Here is a 19,533-nt window from a genome sequence, read left to right on the forward strand (position 1 = left end):
GCCCCACCGCCCGGCCCGCCGCGGTTCCGGCCTCTCGGTCGAGCGAAGGGAGTGCCGATGTGCCGTGGATGTCATGACGAGTCCTTCCCGCTCCGACGGTGTCGGACGTCGGCGCGTCTTCGGGACGGCTGGTGGGGGCCGTTCCACCACGGCCCTCGGGCGCGCTCCACCGCGGCGCCACAACCCGCCAGCAGGACCAGCACGTAGATCAGCAGCAGACCCCAGGACGCGACGGTGTTCTGGTGGGAGAACACTGCCAGCAGGCCGGCGGCCCCCACGGCGATGCCCCCTGTCCACCGGGCGCGGGCGGCCAGGAGCAGGACACCGGCCAGTGCGGCGACCACGGATGCGAGACGCACCTGATGTGCACCCTCCATGCGGAGGACCTCCTCCTCGGTGGTGCCCCAGCTCACCAACGGAACGGCGTGCACCAGACCGAGGTACAGGGCCACCGACGCGGCGAGGCCGACCGGTCCCGCCACGACAGCGATCGGGACGCGGATCACGGCGAGCAGCGCGCGGCTGGACGCGGTCCGGGTCATGGGCCCATTGTCCTCGGAGGGTCCGCGCGCCCACCACCCACAGGATCGTCGATCTGTGACGGCGCTGTCGGCGCGTCCCTTCCGCAGAGTGCGAGGTACCGCCAGAGTATGAGGCACGGCAGGACCGGCCGCACGTCATCGACAGGAGATCCCCATGGGCCAGCTGATCATCACCGAGTTCACCACGCTCGACGGCGTCGTCGACTCCCCTGGCGGCGGCCCGCATCCGCACGCGGGCTGGACCTTCCAGCAGGTGGAGTTCGACGAGGCCGCCTACGAGATCAAGGACCGGGAGCAGCAGGAGGCGGCCGCGATGCTGATGGGCCGGGTCAGCTACGAGGAGTTCGCCCCGGTCTGGCCCTCGATGGAGGAGTTCGCCGAGTACAACGCCATGCCGAAGTACGTGGTGTCCTCCACCCTGGAGAACCCGGCGTGGCACAACACCTCGGTGCTGCGCTCCCTCGACGAGGTCGCCCGGCTGAAGGAGACCGTCGACGGCACCGTCCTGGTGCACGGCAGCGCGACGCTGGCCAAGGGCCTGGCCGCCGCCGGCCTCGTGGACCGGTACCACCTGCTGATCTTCCCCGTGCTGCTCGGTGCGGGACGGCGTCTCTTCGACGACACGACCGACACGCTGCGCAAGCTGGACCTGGTCGAGCACGAGGCCTACGCGAACGGCATCGTCAAGGCCGTCTACGACGTCGTGCGCTGACGCACGCCTCCCGCCGCCCCGCGGATTCCGCCGACGGCCGCGTCCCGGCGGCCGGAACGGGCCGCCGGGATGGGCGGCCGGCCCGCTCCGGCAGCGCCGCTCAGTCCTCGGCGGCCCCGGCCCCACCGAGGCTGGACAGGGCCGCACGGAGCCGCGCATCGGCGTCCTCGGCGACCTCCCGCACCCGGGGACTGCCGCTGAGCTGCACCATGGTCTGCGGGTCGATGGCCTCGACGGTGGTCCGGTCCTCCCCGGGCGCGCGGCGGACCACGACGTTGCAGGGCAGCAGGGCGCCGAGCTGCGGCTCGGCGGCCAGCGCCCTGCTGGCCAGGCCGGGGTTGCAGGCTCCCAGGATGACGTAGTCGCCGACGGCCTCGGCGGCCGCGGGGCCCAGCTTGGTGGTGAAGGTCGCCCTGACGTCGATCTCGGTCAGGACGCCGAAGCCCTGATCCGCCAGAGCGGCGCGCGTCCGCTCTACGGCCTGCTCGTAGGGCAGGGGGACGGTGACGGAGTGGTTGTAGGTCATGCTGAGCTCCTTCGGGAACGATCGGGCACTGCGGAGTTCTCCGTCTCCACGCTCCCAGTCTTCCGCCGCCGGAGCCAGGGGGCAGATCGCTCTGCTCCCTCCGTTCCGGCCGCTCCTGCCTCGACCTCGGGCGGCGCTCCCCCGGCGTCCGGCGGCCCCAGGGTCCCCGGACCGCGGTCCGTCAGGCGACCGGCGGACACCTCCGAACCTTGCATACCCCCAGGGGTATCAGACATACTGGAGGCATCCGTTTGACCCGTCAGCACCTCGAAAGGCACCTCGTGACCTCCGCCCCCACCATCGTGACCACCCTCGACCCCCAGACCCTGCGCCAGTGGATGGCCCAGCACGAGGACCTGGTCGTCATCGACGTCCGCTCCGCCGCCGAGTTCGAGTCCCTGCACATCCGCGGTTCCTACAACGTGCCCCTTCCCCTGCTGTCCGAGCACACCGCCGAACTGGCCGCGCGCCTCGGTGAGCGCGTCGTGCTGGTGTGCCAGTCGGGGGTCCGTGCCGAGCAGGCCCGCCAGCGGCTGTCCACCGCCGGGGTCGACACCGCCTACGTGCTCACCGGCGGAGCCCCCGGCTTCGCCGCCGCGGGCGGCGATGTCGTGCGGGGCGCCCAGCGTTGGGACCTGGAGCGCCAGGTGCGCATGGCCGCCGGCTCCCTCGTGCTCACCGGGCTGGTCGGCGGCCGGTTCATCTCGCCCAAGGTGCGGACCCTGGCCGGGATCGTCGGCACCGGCCTGGCCTTCTCGGCCGCCTCCAACACCTGTGCGATGGGCAAGGCGCTGGCGGCCATGCCGTGGAACAGGACTGCCGACGAGCCGACCGCCACCTCTGCCATCAACCAGATCCCCGCTGCCGGCGCCTGAGCTCCACCCCAGGGCCGACCGGAGCTGACCGAGGGCCGCGTGCGCCGCCGCTCGGCTGCGCCCCACCGTCCCGCACCATCGGGCACTCCCAGGAGCAGCCATGTCCGAGATCACCGTCATCCAAACCGAGCAGCGCCGCGCCCAGGACCAGGTCCTGGACGTCCGCGAGGACCTCGAGGTCGCCGACGGCATGATCCCCGGGGCCCTCCACATGCCCATGGGACAGCTCACCGCCCGCCTGCCCGAACTCGACCGGACCCGCCCGGTGATCGTCGTCTGCCGCAGCGGCAACCGCAGCGCCCGGGTGGCCGACGCGCTCGACGGTGCCGGCTACACCGCGGACACCATGGCCGGCGGCATGCTCGCCTGGCAGCGCGCCGGGCTGCCCATCGGCTGATCCGCAGCAGTCGGCGTCGGCCACCGACCGCGGGCACCGGGCACCGGGCACCGGGCACCGACAGCACGAAGGGGCCGTCCGCACCGCGCGGACGGCCCCTTCGGCCGTGTCCAGGCCCCGCCTCCCCACCGCACCGGAGCATCACCCCTGTGGGCACCTCGGCCGTTTCGGGTCATCGTGTGCGTCCTCATCGCAGGCCGGGACACGGAGTGGGAAGGGCGCACAGGTCCGCACGCATCCGGTGGTCACGACAGCTGGTCACCGCCGGTCTGCTCGGCCTGCTGGTCGGGGCCCTCGATCCCGTGGAGGGATCGCTCGTCATCCTGCCGGGCGCAGCCCTGGTGGCCCTCGGCGCCCACCTGGGTCGGAGCAGGGGCCGGCAGCATGCGTCCTGGTCACTGGTCCCGGCCACCACAGGCGTGGCCGCCGTGTGGATCGCGAGCGCGGCCGGGGGCTCCGGGCCGGGAAGCGGACGCTCCGCCGGATGGGGAGCGCTCGTTCTTCTGCCCTATGCCGCCGGTTGACCGCTGGGTCTCGCGGTCGTCGTCGTCACGCTGATCGGACTGCTCACTCGACGGCCGCAGGCGGATCGGGCCGCATCTGGGGAGTGAGGACGACCCCTTTCCGGCAGGGGCCGTTGCGGCCGACCGCCGAGGACACCTCGTCCATGCCGCCGGGGCCCCCTTCCAACCGCCGACGACGCCCCGTCCTTCCCGCCGGAGCCCTTCCCTCCAGCCGCCGAGAACACCCCCGTCCATGCCGCCAGAGCCGCCTTCCGCCCGCGGACGCCGCCCGGTCCATGCCACCGAAGACACCCCGTCGTGCCGCCGGGTCGACGTCGTGGACGGGCACCGGAGACGACCGAAGGGGCCGCCCGCGTGTTGCGGGCGGCCCCTTCGGTCCGTGGGCGCTCGAGACTCGGGATCAGCGCACGGCGGCAGCCACGGCGTCCCGGTAGGCGGCCCAGCCGGCGTAGGAACCGTCGAGCTCGGCCACGTCGTAGCCGGCGTGCCGGAGCGTGGAGGCCACCACCGAGGACCGCAGCCCGCTCTGGCAGTAGGTCACGATGGTGCCCTGCTGCGGCAGCCGGTCCAGGCTCCACAGCACCCGGCCCCCGTGCAGCTGAACGGAACCGGGCACGTGGCCGGCGGCGTGCTCGCTCGCGGCGCGCACATCCAGCAGGACGGCCTTGTCGAAGGACTCGACCTCCTCCGGCTGGACCAGCTGCGGGGTGGACCGCGGCAGGCCCGCAGTGCCGGTGACGTAGCCGGCGACGCTGTCGATGCCCACGCGCACCAGGTGGTCCCAGAAGTCCTGGGCCGCCTCCTGGTCGTCGGCCAGGAGCACCAGTGGACGGGCGTCGGTCTCCGGATCCACGGCCCAGGCGGCGTAGGTCGCCACCGACCCGCCGGCGGGGATGTTCAGCGCCCCGGTCACGGTGCCGGTGTGCACCTCGGCCACGGAACGGGTGTCCACGAAGGTGGCCTCGTCGGCGGCGAGCAGCCGCGCGACCTGCTGGGCGTCGAGCTGGGGCAGCGGGGCCCGCTCCCCCATGACCGCCGGGCCCCGCCGGTTCTGGTTCTTCATCCGCCCGAAGTAGAACGGGGCGTCCGGCTGGCCCTCCAGCAGCTCGGTGATGAAGCCCGCCTCGTCGTCGGCGGACAGAAAGGGACCCCACCAGGAGTAGAGCCGCTCGTAGCCCACCGTGGTCGACGGGATCGCGCCGAGAGCCTTGCCGCAGGCCGATCCGGCCCCGTGCCCGGGGAAGACCTGGACGTGGTCGGGCAGGGTCAGGAACTTCTCCTTGAGGCTGGCGAACATCTGCTTCGCCCCGAGGAAGCGGGTGTCCACCCCGCCAGCGGCCTCGTCCAGCAGGTCGGGCCGGCCCAGGTCCCCGGAGAAGACGAAGTCACCGGTGAGCATGTAGCCCGGGGCGTCGGCGAAGGCGCCGTCGGTGACCAGGAAGGACAGGTGCTCCGGCGTGTGGCCCGGGGTGTGCACAGCCTTCACCACGATGTTGCCGATCCGGATCTCGTCGCCGTCGTACAGGCGCTCGGCGTCGAACTCGTACTGCCAGTCCTCTCCGCCCTCACCGGAGACGTGCATGGTGGCCCCGGTGCCGGCGGCCAGCTCGCGGGTCCCGGAGAGGTAGTCGGCGTGGATGTGGGTCTCGGTGACCGCGGTGATCCGCATGCCGTTCCTCGCGGCCAGGTCCCGGTAGACGGCGATGTCGCGACGGGGATCGACCACCAGGGCCTGTCCGGTGCGCTGGCAGCCGATGAAGTAGCTGGCCTGGGCGAGGTCCTCGTCGTAGATGCGCTCGATGAGCATGGGTCTCTCCTTCGCAGGATGGGGTGGAACGGGGCTCCGGCGGAGGTCCCTCCAGCCGTCTGAGCACCACAGTAATACCCCAGGGGGTATACCGCAAGTACCCAGGGGGGTATATCGGCGAGGGCCTGGTTGGAGACGAAGGGCATGGGGCCGCGGCCTCGGCGGGAACGACGAGGCCGCGGGGTCAGGTTCCCGGCGCCGCGCATGAGGCCGGGCTGCTGCTGGTGCGCTGCCGGGCCGACGTCGAACGGCAGTTCGTCCCGATCCCCCAACGGTTCGACGAGCCGGACATGCTGACGGTGTGGACGACGCCCGTCGGCTCGGCTGTCTTCGTCGCGCCCCGGGCCGCGCCGAGGGCGGGGTCCTCGGCGACGGCTTGGTCGGTGCCTGAGCCACAGCCTGCTCGGTGCCTGAGCCACAGCCTTCTCGGTGCCTGAGCCACAGCCTGCTCGGTGCCTGAGCCACAGCCTGTTCCACGCCCCAGCGCCGGCCCGGATCGCCCCATGTCAGCAGCTCGCAGCATCCGGCCGCCGCGAGATCCTGGCGCTCCTCCACGGCCGTCACCTCCGCGACCGCGCCGCATGTCGTCAATGCGTGCGCATGTGACGGCACCGGTCGTGCATTCCGGGGAGCCGGGCCATACTGGGGCGAGATTCCCCGACCGAGGTACGGACGGTCGGAGCTGAGGCAGTGCCGCACGCGGCCTGTGCGGAAGGTGGTGCTGGCTCATGGGCGAGGTGTTCCGCCACGAACTCACGGTCTCGGACCCGGATGTGCTGCCCGTGCTCGGGGAGCAGACCGGACTGCGCTTCGGCTACGGCTCCGCCGATCCCGAGTTCTGCTACCGGTTGTCGCGCGCCGGTGACGCGCGAGGTGCTGTCTCCCGGGTGCGCGTGGGTGGCGCGATGTCCCTGTGGGGGGACACCGCGACGTTCACGGTGTCCCACGTGGACGGCAGACGCTACGACTGGCAGACGCGGCAGGAGACCGGCACCGCCGCCGCCGGAGCGCCGCTGCTGTTCCGCCCGGAACATCCTGTGCTCGTCGTGGCCGAGGACGTGGACGTCACTCTCGCGCACCTTCCCGTGGACGTGGTGCAGCAGACCGCCGACACCGTCTACGGCACCGAAACTCCGGTGGATTTCACGTCCTCCGCGCCGCTCAGCACCCGGCTGGGGCAGTACTGGTCCGAGCTGGCGCGCTTCAGCGCCGGTGTGCTCGCGTCCGCAGCCTTCGACGAGCCCGTGGTGCGCGCCGACCTCACCCGCCACCTGGCCGTGGGACTGCTCGAGTGCTTCCCGCTGCGCGGGGACCGCGCGGAGCGGTACCTGTCCATGGAGGCCCAGGGCCGGCGGTACCGGATCGCGATCCAGTACTTCGACGACCACGCCGCGGACCCGATCACCGTTGAGGACGCCGCCCGCGCGGCCCGGACGACCACCAAGGCCCTCGTGCGGGCCTTCCGCGCCAACCACCCGACGGGGCTGACGCCGGCCCAGTACCTGCGCCGGACCCGGATGGACGCCGCCCACCGCGAGCTGCGGGAGGGCGACCCCGCTCGCGGGGACACCGTGAAGGAGATCGCCGCCCGCTGGGGCTTCGCCCATTCGGGCCGCTTCGCCCAGTACTACCGACAGGTCTACGGGACGACGCCGAGCCGCACTCTCGGCCGCTGACCGAGCGGCACGTTCCGCTCATCCCGCGGACGAGGGAGCGGTGACGGCGGCGTCGTCGCCCTCCGCGGCCACCTGCGCGTACGACGCCGAGACCCGGCGGTAGACCGGGGTCAGGAAGGCCAGGAGCGCGGCCAGGATCATGACGATGCCGGCCACGAGGAACACGAGGGCGATGCCGCGGGAGGTGCCCTCCCCCAGCAGCGGAGCCAGTTGGGCGGCGCCCTCGGCCGACCGCGCGTACGGGATGATCCAGACCTGTGCGATCGGTGCGATGAGGAACGCGGTGATCGGCGCGGCGGCGGACTCGAACGCCATGGCGAAACCGAAGACCCGGCCCTGCCGCTCCAGCGGCACCACACGTTGGATGACCGTCTGTTCGGCTGCCTCCACGAAGGGGACCAGCACGAGGTAGAGCCAGATGCCGAGGACGTACAGCCAGGCCCACTCCCGCAGGGTGAACACCGCCCCGAGCACACCCATGGCGATCACCGCGAACAGCATGGTGCGCAGCGGGTTGGACCCGAGGCCGAACTTGCCGATCAGCGCCCCGCCGACGATGAAGCCGGTGGCACCGAGCGCGAAGACCGCCCCCCAGATCTCCACGGGGAACATCTCCAGGCCGTAGGGGTCCATCAGCGCCATGTAGACGCCGCCGATGAAGTTGTTGAACGTCGAGAACAGGATCAGAGCGAACAGACCGGACACGGCCAGCACGGCCGCGAAGGCACCCCGGAGGTCGAATCCGCCGTGCGCGTCCGTGGCCGCGGCGCGCACCTCCTCGGGCATGCGCAGCGTGAGCAGGTGCACGAGGGCCACGGCGGTGAGCGCCACGGCGACGACGACCGTTCCACCCATGCCCAGCAGCCCGACGGACAGGCCGGAGAGCACCGAGGTGACGATGAACATCAGTCCCTGCACCATGCCCACGAGTCCGTTGGCGTTGGCCCGCTGGTCCGGTTCGATGAGGATCGTGACCGTGGTGGACAGGGCGATGTTGCGCATGTTCTCCACCACGGCTCCGATCAGGACGACCAGGGCGAAGGCCCAGAGCCACGGCCGGGTCAGGTCTACCATGGCGGTGGCGGGGGTGAGGAGGTACAGGATCCCGGCGAGCACGAACATCACCAGGGTGAAGACCGCTGCGAACCGCATCACGACGAGCTTGCGGTAACGGTCCACGAAGGTGCCGAAGCTGATGCTGGAGAGCGCGATCAGCAGCATGTACGCGCCACCGACCACCCCGGTGGCGATCACGTTGCGCGTCTCCAGGTACACCCAGAACGTCAGGGCGAACCACAGGTAGCTGGTCGTGATGTTGGCGAGCGCGGTGTTCACGAGGATCCCGGCGAAGGTGCGGGACCGTTGCTCCGGGCTGCGCACGGAGGTGTCGACGGCCTCGGAGTCGACCAGACCGGGCGGCCCGCCGTCTCCGTCCGGCACGGCCGCGCCCGCCGGACCTGCCACGCCTGGGGTGGGAGCATCGACGGCCCGGGAGGAACCCGGTTGCTGCTCGTTCATGCGGCCAGTGTAGAGGCGGACGCGGACACGGTACCGCCGTCCGGCTCGCCGCGCAGGACACGCGCCCGATCCCCGCCCCGGGAGCCCTGAAGGCGGGCCGGACCGCGGGGCTCAGGCCATGGTGATGGTGGAGCCGTGGCGCGACCCGGTCGTGGAGGCGCCGACCTGGACCGGCGTGCCGCGCGTGCCGCCGCCCGCCGAGGCTTTCCGCCGTCCGGTCACCGAACTGCTGGAACGGGGGCCACAGGCCACGGCCGGGCAGCTGCGGGCAACGGGCTCGTGCCCGTCGCGCCGTGCTCGTGGTGGACGCCGAGGAGCGCAGCCGGCGAGCCGCACGGAGGCATCGTGCACCGGTCCGTGCCCGAGCACGTCCGTGGCCACGGCGCTCTGGCAGACCCCCACCGCACACCGGCCGGCCGGGACGGGGACCCTCCGCGCCCCCGTCCCGGCCGGCACTCCCCCGCCCTTCTGATGCCGTGTCCCGCACCGTGCGGGGCGGGTGCAGCGGCCATCCGGTCGATGCGGCGTCCGTCGGGGATCGAGCCGGCCGCCCCGTCATGCACCGCCCCAGGATTGACCCCCGGGCGGGGTCCGGACAGGATGGTGCGCCCAGGACGCCGTCGCACATCGAAGGAGCATCCCATGGGCATCATCCAGGCCGATCTCTTCCTCACCCTCGACGGCGTCTACCAGGGCCCGGGCGGACCCGACGAGGACCGTGCGGGCGGCTTCGAGCTGGGCGGCTGGCAGGGGGCGTACTTCGACGACGCGACGGGCGAGACGATCGGGGCCGGCATCGACCGTCTGGACGCGCTGCTGCTCGGACGCAGGACGTACGACATCTTCGCCGGGTACTGGCCGGCCCAGGGGGACGCCGACCCGATCGCCGTGAAGTTCAACGCCGTGCCGAAGTTCGTCGTGTCGCGCACGCTGACCGACCCGTCCTGGGCGGGCACCACGGTCCTGCGCGACGTCGCGGCGGAGGTGCGAGCGCTTCGGGACCGGTTCGACGCAGTGCACGTCATCGGCAGCGGCGAGCTCCTGACGACCCTGTTGCGGGAGGACCTCGTCGACCGGCTGAACCTCCTCCTCTATCCGCTGGTGCTGGGCTCGGGCAAGCGCATCTTCGGCAGCGGCGCCGCCCCGGCAGCCTTCACCCTGGTGGCGCCGCCGCGGGCGTTCCCGAAGGGAGCCGTCTCCCTGGTCTACGAGCGGGCGGGTGCCCCGGTGACCGGCGTCGACATCGCGCAGTCCGGCGAATAGCCGCGCACCCTGGTGCTCACGCGCGCCAGGGACCGTCCGGGCGGGCCGATCACCCGGTTCAAGGGTGCCCACCGGACGGGCGAGCTCACCCGGAACGCGGCGGACTGCTCCCTGCGGGAACTGGCGCTCCTCGTCGCGGTCAAGCGCACGGCCCTGCTCGTTGCCGCGAGCGCCGGCTTCCGGGGCGGGCGCGTCTTCCCGGCGGTCTTCGTGGGCGCCGGCGTGGGGCTGCTGGGGCACGCCCTGATCCCCGGGATCCCGCTGGGGCCTACGCTCGCCCGCGGAGTCCTCGGCGTGCTCCGGGTGCTGGGCCCGCAGCGCCGAGACGTCGGCGCTGCGGAACAGCGACCGGAAGGCGCCCTCGCTGGAGCAGCGGAGGGCCCAGGTGGTGGTCACCGTCATCTGGAGCAGGTGCTCGACCCCGTGACGGTGCCCGACCTCCCCGATGAGCCCCATCGCGGCCGCGACCGCCGCCGGTGGGTCCTCCTCCAGGCCCAGGGCGACGGCGAGGAAGAAGAACAGCTCCGAGTCCGTGGATCCCTCGATCAGCGGGAGCAGCCGGGGCCAGAACGAGGAAGCGCTCGACGGTCAGGAAGTCCCGGATGAGCCCGTTGTGCGTCCACGACCGGCGGCCGTGGCGGAACGGGTGGCAGTCGGTCTGCTGCACCGCCGTGCCGGTGGTCGTCAGGATGCGCGCGAAGACGTAGCGGGGTGCGGCCTGCATCGCCCGTTCATGGAGGTTGCGGTCGTTCCAGGCTGGCTCCGTGCTGCGGAACAGCCCCGGCGTCGGCCGGTTCCCGTACCAGCCGACGCCGAAGCCGTCCCCGTTGGTCGTCTCCGCCCCCAGGCGCGCGTGCCTGCTCTGCACGACCAGGGAGTTGGTGGGTTCGAACAGCAGGTCCTCCAGAGTCACGGGTGAACCGCAGTGCGCCGGCCAGCGGCACATGTCGCTCGTCCTCTCGCGCCATGGGCCCCACCGCCTCAGCGGCGAGCTCCCCTGAAGCCTCGTCCGTGGACCGCGGAGCCAGCACCGCCTCCACGGCCCGCGTCCCGGACGTCTCGTCCGGGGGCCGCAGCCGTCAGCCCGGCCCCGGGCCGGCGACGGAGCCGAGCAGCTCGTGGCACTGTCCGCGGGGACGCTCGCGCCCGGTTCCTCGGCGAAGACCTGGCACAGCTTCTGCTCCTCGTCCTAGGACAGGTTGGTGTGCAGCAGGTGCATGTCCTGGCCGGCGAGGGCCTCCCGCACCCGGTCGACGACGACGCCGGAGGTGAGGACGAACAGCGCCGACGTGCCGGACGTGACCTCTTCGCGGACCCGGTTGGTGTAGCCGTCGTCGATGCCCGTGTCGGTCAGCATGCCGCTCAGGGCTCCGGCGGCGGTGCCCACGGCCATGCCCAGGAGCGGGACCAGGAAGATCAGCCCGAAGAGCATGCCTCGGAAGGATCCGCCGAGAGCCTCGGTGTCGATCACCGATCGGACGGGCCCCGAGGGATCGATCCGCTCGCCTCCGCAGCACGTGACGTGCGGTCCCGGGCCACCGCACCGGCCACGGCGTGATCCGCCGATCACTCCGCGGCAGAGCCGTCGCCGCCGGCCTGTTCACCGGATGGGTGCCTGCTCTGGCGCGAGGATCACCCGGGCGGGATGAAAGTCCGGCGACTCCCACCGGCCGGGGCGGACGTGGGAGCGATGCGGGGGGACACGGCTCAGTCGGCAGCGGATCCCCGCCGTGCCAGGCCCTCCTCGACGGCGCCCATGATCACCCGGGCGACGAGGCCGAGCAGGAGGAGGTTGCCGATCATCTGCACCGTGACCACGGCGCGGGCCGCCTGGGAGACGGCCGTGATGTCCCCGAACCCGACGGTCGCGAGGACCGTCACCGTGAAGTAGAAGGCGTCCAGCCTGCTGAGTGGCTCGGACCAGTGCTCCGGGGCGGCACGGGACATCAGGTGGTAGGTGAGGGCGAAGACCACGACGAACACGGGCACCGTGAGCCCCAGCGTCCCGAAGGCCTGGGCCCGCGGCGCCGGCGAGACCTTGATGGCGCGGATCTGCCGCACCAGCAGCCCCGCGACGAGCACGAGCCCACCGGTGAGCACCAGGACCGTGCTGGCGGTGAACGCCGAGGTGAACGGGAGCCAGAAGTACGCCAGCAGGACGGCCAGCCCCGACAGGCACGAGCGCACCAGCATGCCGCGCGGGCCCCGGATCCGGCCCCCGTCCGGGGGTCCGGGTGCTCGTCCGCTCCGCATCGGTCTGCACCTCCTGTGTCCGCCCCGCACGCTTCGCCGCGCTGAGGGCTCCGTACCGGTGGGTCGACCGTACCCGAGGGAGCGTGCGGACGGGCACCCCGTGCTGGTGCGTGGTGCTGTCCCGACGACCCGTCGCTCTCGCCCGCCCGCGAGCCGCGCGCTGGCAGGCCGCCCCGGGCCGCAGGCGATCACTGTGGTGGCGCCGCCGGTCGCGAGGGTCGGGGACCGGCCCTGCTGGGACCGGGACACGACCGCCGTGGCCGTCACGATGGCCGGCCGGTGCGGACTGCGACGACGAAGGGGCGGACCTGCTGGTGCAGAGCCGCCCCTCGTCCCACCGGTCAGGCGGGGATGTGAGGCACCGGGCTAACTGGCCAATGTGGCCAGTCCTGAAGTCCCACGATCTAGGCATCGTCCTCGCATCGAACATGTGCTCGCCGACCCGGCTTAGTTGGCCATTCCCGACCCCTTCAACACCGCCCGGCTCCAACCGTTCAAGAGTTCATGCTGAGCGGGCGACAGCGTTGCCAGCGACCCGCGCAAGGCTGAAGGCCGGGCACCGTTCCGGTCGTCACTGCATTCCGTGGACAAGCCTGGAGCTTGACGCGTCGACTGCCAGCCAGTCGGCCAGGTCTTGTTTCTCGTCCTCGGAAGGAGAGAACCCCGCCAGGGCGGCCTGTTCGAGCACACTGCTAAGCACAGCGCGGCCGATGGCAGGGGCATCAGGGGCCTGGTCCACACTGAGGTCGGCGCCACCGGTACGGGCACCTCGAATAACGTAGAGAAGTGCTCTCCGGGAGACCTCAACACCGAGTTCCCTGGCGCGGTCCCTGGACCACTTCGAGGCCTCCGAGAGATTGAAGTCGAACCCACGGGCGTACTCCGAGAGCACCTCGAACACGACGGGCCAGTGATCCTGCGGCAGCCGGGGCATCTTGGCGACGTCGCAGAATCGAGTGATACCCGGGGGAAGCGGCGCCGGGACCTCCGGTGGGTCGCTCGGCCCCGGCTGGACAGGTTCGGGTGCCGGGTGCCTGGCCGAGTCCCAGAAGTGGTGCGGTGAGAAGTTGAGGTTGGGCAAGCCGATCCGTTCGACAGCCTTCCGAAACGTTCCTCCACCGAACCACCGGGTGCGAGTGACGACTTCACCCAGATCTGCGTGGATCCGGCTGGCAAGGCGGGCACAATTGATGGGCACCTCGGAGGACTCGTAATCACTGCGCACCACCTCGCAGAACTCCCGCCATGCCTCCTCGTCGTTCGACCGGCCCCCGGAAGCGGTGTCGCCTGCGACGTCGTGTGCCTCCAGGATCGCGGCGGCTTCCTCAGCGACGCCGGCTTCCGACTCCTGCGCCGGGACCATGAGGTCGAAAAGGTCCTGCTCATCGAGGTACTGGTCAGCCAGGGCCTCATAGGCCACAGCCGTCGAGCCAGTGGCGATGATTGCGGTTCTGCGGTCATGGGCGCGCAGCACCTGTAGCAACGGCGTGAAGTCCGCGTCGCTGGAGGCCAGCACGAACTCGTCGTAACAGGTCTCGTGCTGCAGCGCGGTCATCACGTCGATCACGATGCGGATATCCGCACCGTTCTTCGCGCCCCGGGTGAGACTGGGGCAGTCCACGACCTCCACGCCGGCCTGAGTAAAGAATGGCCGGAACTTCGAAAAGTACAGCCGCTCCCCCGGGTGCAACGGGTGAGCGACGCTGCCGGATGGGTTCATGTAGCAACGAAGCACCAGCCAGCGGCGGACATCGTCAGCGTCATGCGCGGCCAGTCGGTGGATCCACGCGGACGGCCGTTCCGCGAGCTCGAGGGCTGCTTTCGGGTCACTGCCGAGCAACCCGCTGAAGAAGTTGTCGAAGTCGATGAACATGGCGGATCTGCGGTGGCCCATGGCGTCCTCGCGATTGGGTGAGTTGCACTATGTGCATTAGCTAATCACTTGCAGTATCCCCAGAGGTCGCTACTCGGCCGTGGCGCGCGCAGATGCCCCGTCAAGACTCCGACAGGACTTCCATCTACTCGACTGCGTCAGTCAGCCGCGCAGATAAGAGGACCCAACGGCCAACCTGAAGAATCCGTCGCTTGGACAGCTGCTGACACCACGCATTCCTGACCGCCACAGCCCTCGAGGGCGCACACACATACGGGTTAGTGTCCGCCGCCATTACGTGCCGACGGTGATTAGCGGACGCTCCGTCGTGACTACTCCACCATCGAGTGTCACCTGATGGTCCGGCAGTCCCTCCGTCAGTTCCTAGTCGTCTTGCACAGTCACCGGCTCGAAGGTCCATGATCGGGCCACCTCCGCTGACAGGACGCCGGTGAGGTGGACGGCGCCTTGGGGTTGGACCATCAGGTGATGAAGTGGATCGTGGATGATCCTGACCTCCGGGTTCCCCTGTCCATCCTCGATGTTGCCGACGAGCACGAGGTAGAAGTCCTTAGTAGTCATGGCTCGTTGGATCTGGCTGTCCTCAAGCCTCACGGTGTCGGGGATGGCCCCCGCGTGCACCTTGAGCTCGTAGTACCGGCCACGGTCGTCGACCGCGTCCGCCCCGACGTTCGGCTGGTGGCGTACGTCAGTCAAGGTGGTGTCATTGCCGGCGAGCACCTTGCGCAAAAGTTCTAGCCCGGCGCTTTCGCGCTCCTGCGCCGTGTAGTTGAGCGGACCCCTGCCGCCGGTGCTCGGCGCCTTGGGATGGTCACTTCTCGGATCCTTCAGCTTGGCTCTCCTGGACCCATCGGCACCGCTTCCCATGGTCGCGCTGGTTGATCCGCAGCTCGGCAAAGTCCCGAGGATGAGGTTTCCAGCCGACTCCTGGAGTTCCAAGGTTGCAGGGTCGACGAGGGAGCGCGCCCTCTGCTGTGACTGATACGTCACGGGTGCGTCCTGACTGGCCCCAGCCTTCTTGGGCCTTCGCGCCGACCTTGCGGACTGCTCCTTGCCCGGCGTAGGCAAGGCAATCAAAGCAGCCTGGCTGTCCTCCCTGCGACGCTTCTCCTCGGCGTCGCGTGCGGCGGCGGAGACGACGAGTTCGGTCTGGGTGCCTGTTTCGGCATCGGCCCATGCGACTACCCACGCGTGCGCGATCTCCCGTGGATTGGTCGTGAAGAGAGACGCTATTGCGAAGCCACCGGTCCGTGCCCGACTTACCTCTGCAGGGGAGCGTACGAAGAGCGTACGTCTGCTTGCATCAAGCCAGGCAGGGAGCTGCACCTCGTGGCCATGTCCATCGGGCACGGCGACTTGGACTCGGAGATTGGGCAACACTGCGACCTGGAACTCGGCGAGCTCTTCCCACGTGTTGCAGATAGCTTCGCCGGTCTTTGGCGCGCTGAGTGCCAGGTCGGTTTGGAGGTTTCGCACGGCGGCCGTGAACCTATCGGTCAATTCCACGTCGTACATCGCCGCATTGTCGTATAAGACGTGTGCGTGAGTGCCGTCGATCGTCGTGAGAGCGAGCGGCTTGATCAATGACCTGAGTTGGGCCAACTGTCCGCCGGGTTGCCAGGTCGGCAGCGTCTCCTTAAGTGCCTCGGCGAGGAGAGGGTTTTCGACGGCGTAGATGGGGCGCTTGCTCGCCCACCCGCTACCCAGGTAAACCGGCTGACGTCGCAATTGCCCGAGACGTTCGATAGGTGTTCGAGCAAGGATTCTGAGCGCCTCCAGCATGATTTGCCGCTCATCTGTGTCCAACTGACGAGTCCTGGCGAGCCTTTTGATGACGCGCTTGGCATCCTCCGCATTCGGGGGTCGGACTCCGAGTGCGGCCCACAACGGTTCGGTGCCCTTGACCGCAGGTACGAACGCCGCAAGGTTTCCAAAGATAGCGGCCCCAGAGAGAGTCATGGCTGTGCGGCGCCATCCCTGATTTGTAATGATCAACCCGTCACCGCGGTCGAAATGCGGGCGCACCAAGCTGGCCTGCATGTTACCCACGCGCGGGATTCCGCCGCCATGCACGTCGGCGGCGAGTGCCTGGTAGAAAGGCGCAGCGAGGTCGGCTGCTTCCCGCGTTGTCATGGGATGGGCGCCTGGGGAATCAGGGTTCAACGGTTGCCCGGAAAGGTGTGCTACTCGGATCTCCGCAATCTTGTTGATCAAGGCCGCGACGGTAGGGTTGCCTTCGACCCCGAGCGTCGTCAGTACGTCGCGATGCGCTGGTAAGTCATAGCCGTCAGCGAGATAGAGGGCGGGGTCGGCGCCGTGCATCGCCTCATTGGCGAGGGTCTTAAGTCGCAGTTGCCCTGGGGCGGCCGGTCGTCCGCGCCCGTTCCCCAACCACGCAACTGAGGCCGCCTGGCTGATCCACCATGCGTCAACCTCGCCTCGACGTCTCCAGCCGTTGTCTGGGTTCGCGGCTACGACCCTCGTGTGCGGTTCCAGTCGTTCCCAGTTTCGGGTAAGACAGCCCACGAGCGCGTTGGCCCGTTGCCGGCGCTGCTGTCCGTTCTTCTCGCTGGCGATATCCGCGATGACGCTTTTAAGATCGGGTGCGGCAAGGTCCTTGAGCGTGCACTGGGCACCTACCTCTTCCATTTGCTTCATGCGACGCGGAGGCGAGCCAGGCGCACGCTTCCACAAGCCAGACTCGTAGTGCGCGTACTGCTTGTAATACGTCCCGTTGTCTGGGAAAGTCCGCAATCGCGGCATGACCTCCGCGCCCAAGAGGCGGAAGAGCTTCTGCGGACCTATGCCGGCTCGTCCAGCAGGGGCACGGAGCGCCTCAGAGTAGCGACGATGGAGCCAGACCAATCCAGGAGTCTTTTTCGCGGCGTTCGACCAGCTGTTCTTCTCCTTTTCGATGAGGTACGAGTCTGCGGGTCGGGCAAACACTTGGGTTCGCTGGCCGTTGGTCTCGTACACGGTTGCTTCAAGTCGGATGGCCCGCCCAATCCCGACTCCCAGGGAGGAGCGCTCGGGTTCATCGACGGACTCAAGGGCTGAGCGCAGCGCGTCGGCTTGGTGGTCCGTGAGCGGCTCAACCAGCTCGATGTCGCCACGTCCGGCAGCGGCCAGGGCTCGCAGTGCGTCCCCATCGGTTGCGGTCCGTCGCAAGGCGATCTTGCCGTGCAACCAGCGGGCAACGTCCGGCCAGCCGGGACGCTCGGTGTATGCCCGATCCAACTGGACACCCATCCCCAGCGTCGACCAGAGCTCCGATGCCTCCGGAGGTAGGAGAACGCGGAGGTCGGTCGCCATCTTGGGACTGTGCCTACTCCCATCTACGAGCACGAGGCACCTGGATGCGGCTAGTTCGGCTTCGAGATCGATGTTGGCTTCGTCGTCCTTACGGGTAAACGCCGCGACCACCGCGGCCGTCAGGTCGGCTACAAACTCGACTGTTCGTTGCTTTTCGTTCAGCAGCGGAAGTGCGCTCTGGGCATCGATCACCGCTGGAGTCTTCGCGCCAAGGCTGGCAAGCTCAGAGATCACCTGGCGCCAACGGTCGTTGTCAGAGCGATTTCCCTCCGTGACGACGTCAGCCGCCCCCGCGAGGTCGCGGATGTCATCGTCGGTCAGAATGTCGGTCAAGTCGGGTGTCTCGAAGGCAAGGTCGGCCAAGGAGTGCATACCTCCGGCACGCCCCACAAGTCGGAGTGCGTCCGCAAGAGCGCAGCGCGACTGCTGCATCAGTGTCCTGCTAAGTGCTTCATGAAGCTGGCCCGCCAAGGGGTTTGCCGCATACTCGGCGTCGAGGGGAACCGCCGCCCAAGCGGTACGGGCGTCAACCTGGAAGAGGTCGAGCGTCGCGTCTAACCATAGGTCAGCTACGAGTCCGACTAGGTCCAAGTTCCACTGGCTGACCGCCACGTCGCGGCGGTTCGCGAGCGGATCAAACTGTCCGGCAATGCGAAACGGCAGGCCGACAGAGCGGACGGGCAGGCCGACGTGGACATGGCCCGTCTCCGCACCGAATCTTGGAAACGCCACTGCCACAGGTGTCGTGTCGCGATGAGACTTGCCAGCGCGCTGGCCCGCTGGACTTTGGGCATCGCGCACGTAATGCAACCAGGTACGGCCGTCTTCAGTGCTCACTGTGCTGCGCTTGACCTCTCCACCCGCGAGGCTCACCATCTCCGCGCCGCCGCGTTGCACCACCAACCGCGCCACGGCTGCCCCGTCAGCATCGAGCAGCGTGACAGAGCTCAGCGATCGCAAAAACAGGAGGCCAGCGTCTCCCCACGACTGGATCCACTCCGCAACCTCTTCCTGCGTGGTGGCTCCATGCTGAAACGGCACGACAAAGACGGTCGTCGCAGTTGCAGGATGATTCGGCCAACCAGGATCGGGGCTGGCAGGTTGAAGGGTGCTTCGTCCGAGGCTGAGATGAAAGTGACTGTTGTGGGCTTCCAACGTCTCGGAGAGGGCCTGCAAAGTCTTGAGCCCGATGCCAAACCGTCCCAGCTTTTCAGCCTGACCGGTTTTCTCGCTAAGCCACGGGATCGTAAGACCCCAAACATCCGGAAGCGTGAAGTCACTGCCGTTGTGCCCGAACAGCAGGCGATCGTCATCGACGAATAAGAACGCCGTATCCGCGCCCTCGTCGTCCGCGTTCTGGAGAAGTTCGGCGAGCCCCTGCAGTCGGTCATCCGAGAGCTGTGCCGCGTTACTTGTCGCGCGTCCAAGCGCCCCACGGATACTTGGCGGCAGCTTTAGAAACTCGGCAGCAAGCGCCGAGAGACTTGCGGCGGCAGCATCGGCGTCAGCGGGAATGGGGATGCGCCCCCAGGGGGCGTCTGGATCGTGATGAACGACCTCCCTCGCAGCTACGTCCGCCTCAACGGCATCGAACCGCCAGAACCCTGCATTCACGGTGGTCAGACACCTCCTGCCTTGTGGCCGTCCCAGCATAAAACCCCAAAAGAGTCCATCGTGGCCCGTGTCGTGCGTGTTGTTTGCGGACTGCCGGGCGCGGCCACCGTGAGCTCCAGTCTGCTTGCATGGCCCTGCTCACACCGACCGCCGTGGCCAGCTGGATTTATTTCACGTGAAATCTGAATCAGAAAACGTCGATTCTCTTTTATGAGGCTTCCGTCGTTCTTCCCACCTCGTCCGTACACGCTGTCCGCCCCTCTAGATTTGTTCGAAATCTGTCATGCTCGATCAAAGTCACACCGTCAGACGCGAATGCGATCCCAACAAAATGGAGCCGGGCTCATCACCAACTGAGCCACGTAGTCGGTAGGTGCGCACTGTCGACCATAAGGCCAGTTGCAACCGATCCCCGCCAGGTACGCGTGCAATTGCAAACATCAACATATCGACTAGTTTCCGCACCGGGACGAAAACGCCAGGTATATGACGTCGCAGGACGTGACCTCGCCCTTGAGTCACGATCACTTCTCGCCATTGCCCAGGCGAAGACGACGTGCTTCGGGTCCCTTGTCCAAAGGACACCCGCTTCCCCGTGCGAAGAGACTGAGGCTACCCCT

General features: G+C 69.0%; 15 protein-coding genes. 6 read left to right on the forward strand and 9 right to left on the reverse strand.

Features of this window, described 5'->3' with window-relative positions; translation table 11 throughout:
• Nucleotides 1-71: 71 nt before the first annotated feature.
• On the reverse strand, nucleotides 72-542 hold the full coding sequence (locus tag GMA12_RS06840; RefSeq protein WP_156268401.1) for a hypothetical protein: 471 nt from the start codon (nucleotides 540-542) through the stop codon (nucleotides 72-74).
• Nucleotides 543-696: 154 nt separating this feature from the next.
• On the opposite strand from GMA12_RS06840, the gene GMA12_RS06845 reads away from it, so the two are divergent.
• On the forward strand, nucleotides 697-1,254 hold the full coding sequence (locus tag GMA12_RS06845) for a dihydrofolate reductase family protein (protein WP_156268403.1): 558 nt from the start codon (nucleotides 697-699) through the stop codon (nucleotides 1,252-1,254).
• Nucleotides 1,255-1,354: 100 nt separating this feature from the next.
• Here the strand turns inward: GMA12_RS06845 and GMA12_RS06850 are convergent, their stop codons facing one another.
• Complete coding sequence (locus GMA12_RS06850) at nucleotides 1,355-1,780, reverse strand: DUF302 domain-containing protein (RefSeq protein WP_156268405.1); 426 nt, start codon at nucleotides 1,778-1,780, stop codon at nucleotides 1,355-1,357.
• Nucleotides 1,781-2,118: 338 nt separating this feature from the next.
• Between GMA12_RS06850 and GMA12_RS06855 the strand changes: the two genes are divergently transcribed.
• Together GMA12_RS06855 and GMA12_RS06860 are read left to right on the forward strand one after the other, a co-directional pair.
• Nucleotides 2,119-2,655, forward strand: a complete 537-nt coding sequence (locus tag GMA12_RS06855; RefSeq protein WP_084271715.1) for a rhodanese-like domain-containing protein — start codon at nucleotides 2,119-2,121, stop codon at nucleotides 2,653-2,655.
• A gap of 100 nt (nucleotides 2,656-2,755) precedes the next feature.
• Nucleotides 2,756-3,052 carry a rhodanese-like domain-containing protein gene (locus GMA12_RS06860; RefSeq protein ID WP_156268407.1) on the forward strand — a complete coding sequence of 99 codons (297 nt, stop codon included), beginning with the start codon at nucleotides 2,756-2,758 and terminating at the stop codon, nucleotides 3,050-3,052.
• 245 nt (nucleotides 3,053-3,297) lie between these two features.
• Here the strand turns inward: GMA12_RS06860 and GMA12_RS06865 are convergent, their stop codons facing one another.
• The gene (locus GMA12_RS06865; RefSeq protein ID WP_156268409.1) at nucleotides 3,298-3,438 is read right to left on the reverse strand and encodes a hypothetical protein; all 141 of its coding nucleotides are present in this window, start codon (nucleotides 3,436-3,438) and stop codon (nucleotides 3,298-3,300) included.
• Nucleotides 3,439-3,976: 538 nt separating this feature from the next.
• Nucleotides 3,977-5,383, reverse strand: coding sequence for an MBL fold metallo-hydrolase (locus GMA12_RS06870; RefSeq protein ID WP_156268411.1), 1,407 nt, complete (start codon nucleotides 5,381-5,383; stop codon nucleotides 3,977-3,979).
• A 728-nt stretch (nucleotides 5,384-6,111) separates the two neighbouring features.
• Between GMA12_RS06870 and GMA12_RS06875 the strand changes: the two genes are divergently transcribed.
• Nucleotides 6,112-7,059: a helix-turn-helix transcriptional regulator gene (locus GMA12_RS06875; RefSeq protein ID WP_156268413.1), complete on the forward strand. Its 948-nt coding sequence runs from the start codon at nucleotides 6,112-6,114 to the stop codon at nucleotides 7,057-7,059.
• A gap of 18 nt (nucleotides 7,060-7,077) precedes the next feature.
• On the opposite strand, the gene GMA12_RS06880 is transcribed toward GMA12_RS06875, so the two are convergent.
• Entirely contained in the window at nucleotides 7,078-8,577 is a 1,500-nt protein-coding gene (locus tag GMA12_RS06880) for an MFS transporter (protein WP_240898651.1), read from the reverse strand.
• A gap of 642 nt (nucleotides 8,578-9,219) precedes the next feature.
• On the opposite strand from GMA12_RS06880, the gene GMA12_RS06885 reads away from it, so the two are divergent.
• Both GMA12_RS06885 and GMA12_RS06890 read left to right on the forward strand, forming a co-directional pair.
• The gene (locus tag GMA12_RS06885; RefSeq protein WP_156268415.1) at nucleotides 9,220-9,840 is read left to right on the forward strand and encodes a dihydrofolate reductase family protein; all 621 of its coding nucleotides are present in this window, start codon (nucleotides 9,220-9,222) and stop codon (nucleotides 9,838-9,840) included.
• A gap of 12 nt (nucleotides 9,841-9,852) precedes the next feature.
• The gene (locus GMA12_RS06890) at nucleotides 9,853-10,446 is read left to right on the forward strand and encodes a voltage-gated chloride channel family protein (RefSeq protein WP_156268417.1); all 594 of its coding nucleotides are present in this window, start codon (nucleotides 9,853-9,855) and stop codon (nucleotides 10,444-10,446) included.
• 583 nt (nucleotides 10,447-11,029) lie between these two features.
• On the opposite strand, the gene GMA12_RS06895 is transcribed toward GMA12_RS06890, so the two are convergent.
• The 4 genes from GMA12_RS06895 to GMA12_RS06910 all read right to left on the reverse strand — a co-directional run bounded on the left by GMA12_RS06895 (nucleotide 11,030) and on the right by GMA12_RS06910 (nucleotide 18,913).
• The gene (locus GMA12_RS06895) at nucleotides 11,030-11,311 is read right to left on the reverse strand and encodes a DUF1269 domain-containing protein (RefSeq protein WP_370830595.1); all 282 of its coding nucleotides are present in this window, start codon (nucleotides 11,309-11,311) and stop codon (nucleotides 11,030-11,032) included.
• Between the two features lie 236 nt (nucleotides 11,312-11,547).
• Nucleotides 11,548-12,033 (reverse strand): potassium channel family protein, encoded by a 486-nt coding sequence (locus GMA12_RS06900; protein ID WP_156268419.1) that lies wholly within the window; start codon nucleotides 12,031-12,033, stop codon nucleotides 11,548-11,550.
• Between the two features lie 631 nt (nucleotides 12,034-12,664).
• Nucleotides 12,665-13,966, reverse strand: coding sequence for an NYN domain-containing protein (locus tag GMA12_RS06905; protein WP_162459579.1), 1,302 nt, complete (start codon nucleotides 13,964-13,966; stop codon nucleotides 12,665-12,667).
• Nucleotides 13,967-14,350: 384 nt separating this feature from the next.
• A complete protein-coding gene (locus GMA12_RS06910; RefSeq protein ID WP_156268423.1) occupies nucleotides 14,351-18,913 on the reverse strand; it encodes a sacsin N-terminal ATP-binding-like domain-containing protein in 4,563 nt (1,520 codons plus the stop codon).
• Between the last annotated feature and the right edge of the window lie 620 nt (nucleotides 18,914-19,533).

The sequence above is a fragment of the Kocuria sediminis genome (assembly GCF_009735315.1).
In the GTDB taxonomy this organism is placed as follows: domain Bacteria; phylum Actinomycetota; class Actinomycetes; order Actinomycetales; family Micrococcaceae; genus Kocuria; species Kocuria turfanensis.

Bases quoted from the DNA above. Each gene is read 5' to 3' on its own strand.
- GMA12_RS06840 (WP_156268401.1), bottom strand. From the start codon at position 542: ATGACCCGGACCGCGTCCAGCCGCGCGCTGCTCGCCGTGATCCGCGTC.
- GMA12_RS06845 (WP_156268403.1), top strand. From the start codon at position 697: ATGGGCCAGCTGATCATCACCGAGTTCACCACGCTCGACGGCGTCGTC.
- GMA12_RS06850 (WP_156268405.1), bottom strand. From the start codon at position 1,780: ATGACCTACAACCACTCCGTCACCGTCCCCCTGCCCTACGAGCAGGCC.
- GMA12_RS06855 (WP_084271715.1), top strand. From the start codon at position 2,119: ATGGCCCAGCACGAGGACCTGGTCGTCATCGACGTCCGCTCCGCCGCC.
- GMA12_RS06860 (WP_156268407.1), top strand. From the start codon at position 2,756: ATGTCCGAGATCACCGTCATCCAAACCGAGCAGCGCCGCGCCCAGGAC.
- GMA12_RS06865 (WP_156268409.1), bottom strand. From the start codon at position 3,438: ATGCTGCCGGCCCCTGCTCCGACCCAGGTGGGCGCCGAGGGCCACCAG.
- GMA12_RS06870 (WP_156268411.1), bottom strand. From the start codon at position 5,383: ATGCTCATCGAGCGCATCTACGACGAGGACCTCGCCCAGGCCAGCTAC.
- GMA12_RS06875 (WP_156268413.1), top strand. From the start codon at position 6,112: ATGGGCGAGGTGTTCCGCCACGAACTCACGGTCTCGGACCCGGATGTG.
- GMA12_RS06880 (WP_240898651.1), bottom strand. From the start codon at position 8,577: ATGAACGAGCAGCAACCGGGTTCCTCCCGGGCCGTCGATGCTCCCACC.
- GMA12_RS06885 (WP_156268415.1), top strand. From the start codon at position 9,220: ATGGGCATCATCCAGGCCGATCTCTTCCTCACCCTCGACGGCGTCTAC.
- GMA12_RS06900 (WP_156268419.1), bottom strand. From the start codon at position 12,033: ATGCTGGTGCGCTCGTGCCTGTCGGGGCTGGCCGTCCTGCTGGCGTAC.
- GMA12_RS06905 (WP_162459579.1), bottom strand. From the start codon at position 13,966: ATGTTCATCGACTTCGACAACTTCTTCAGCGGGTTGCTCGGCAGTGAC.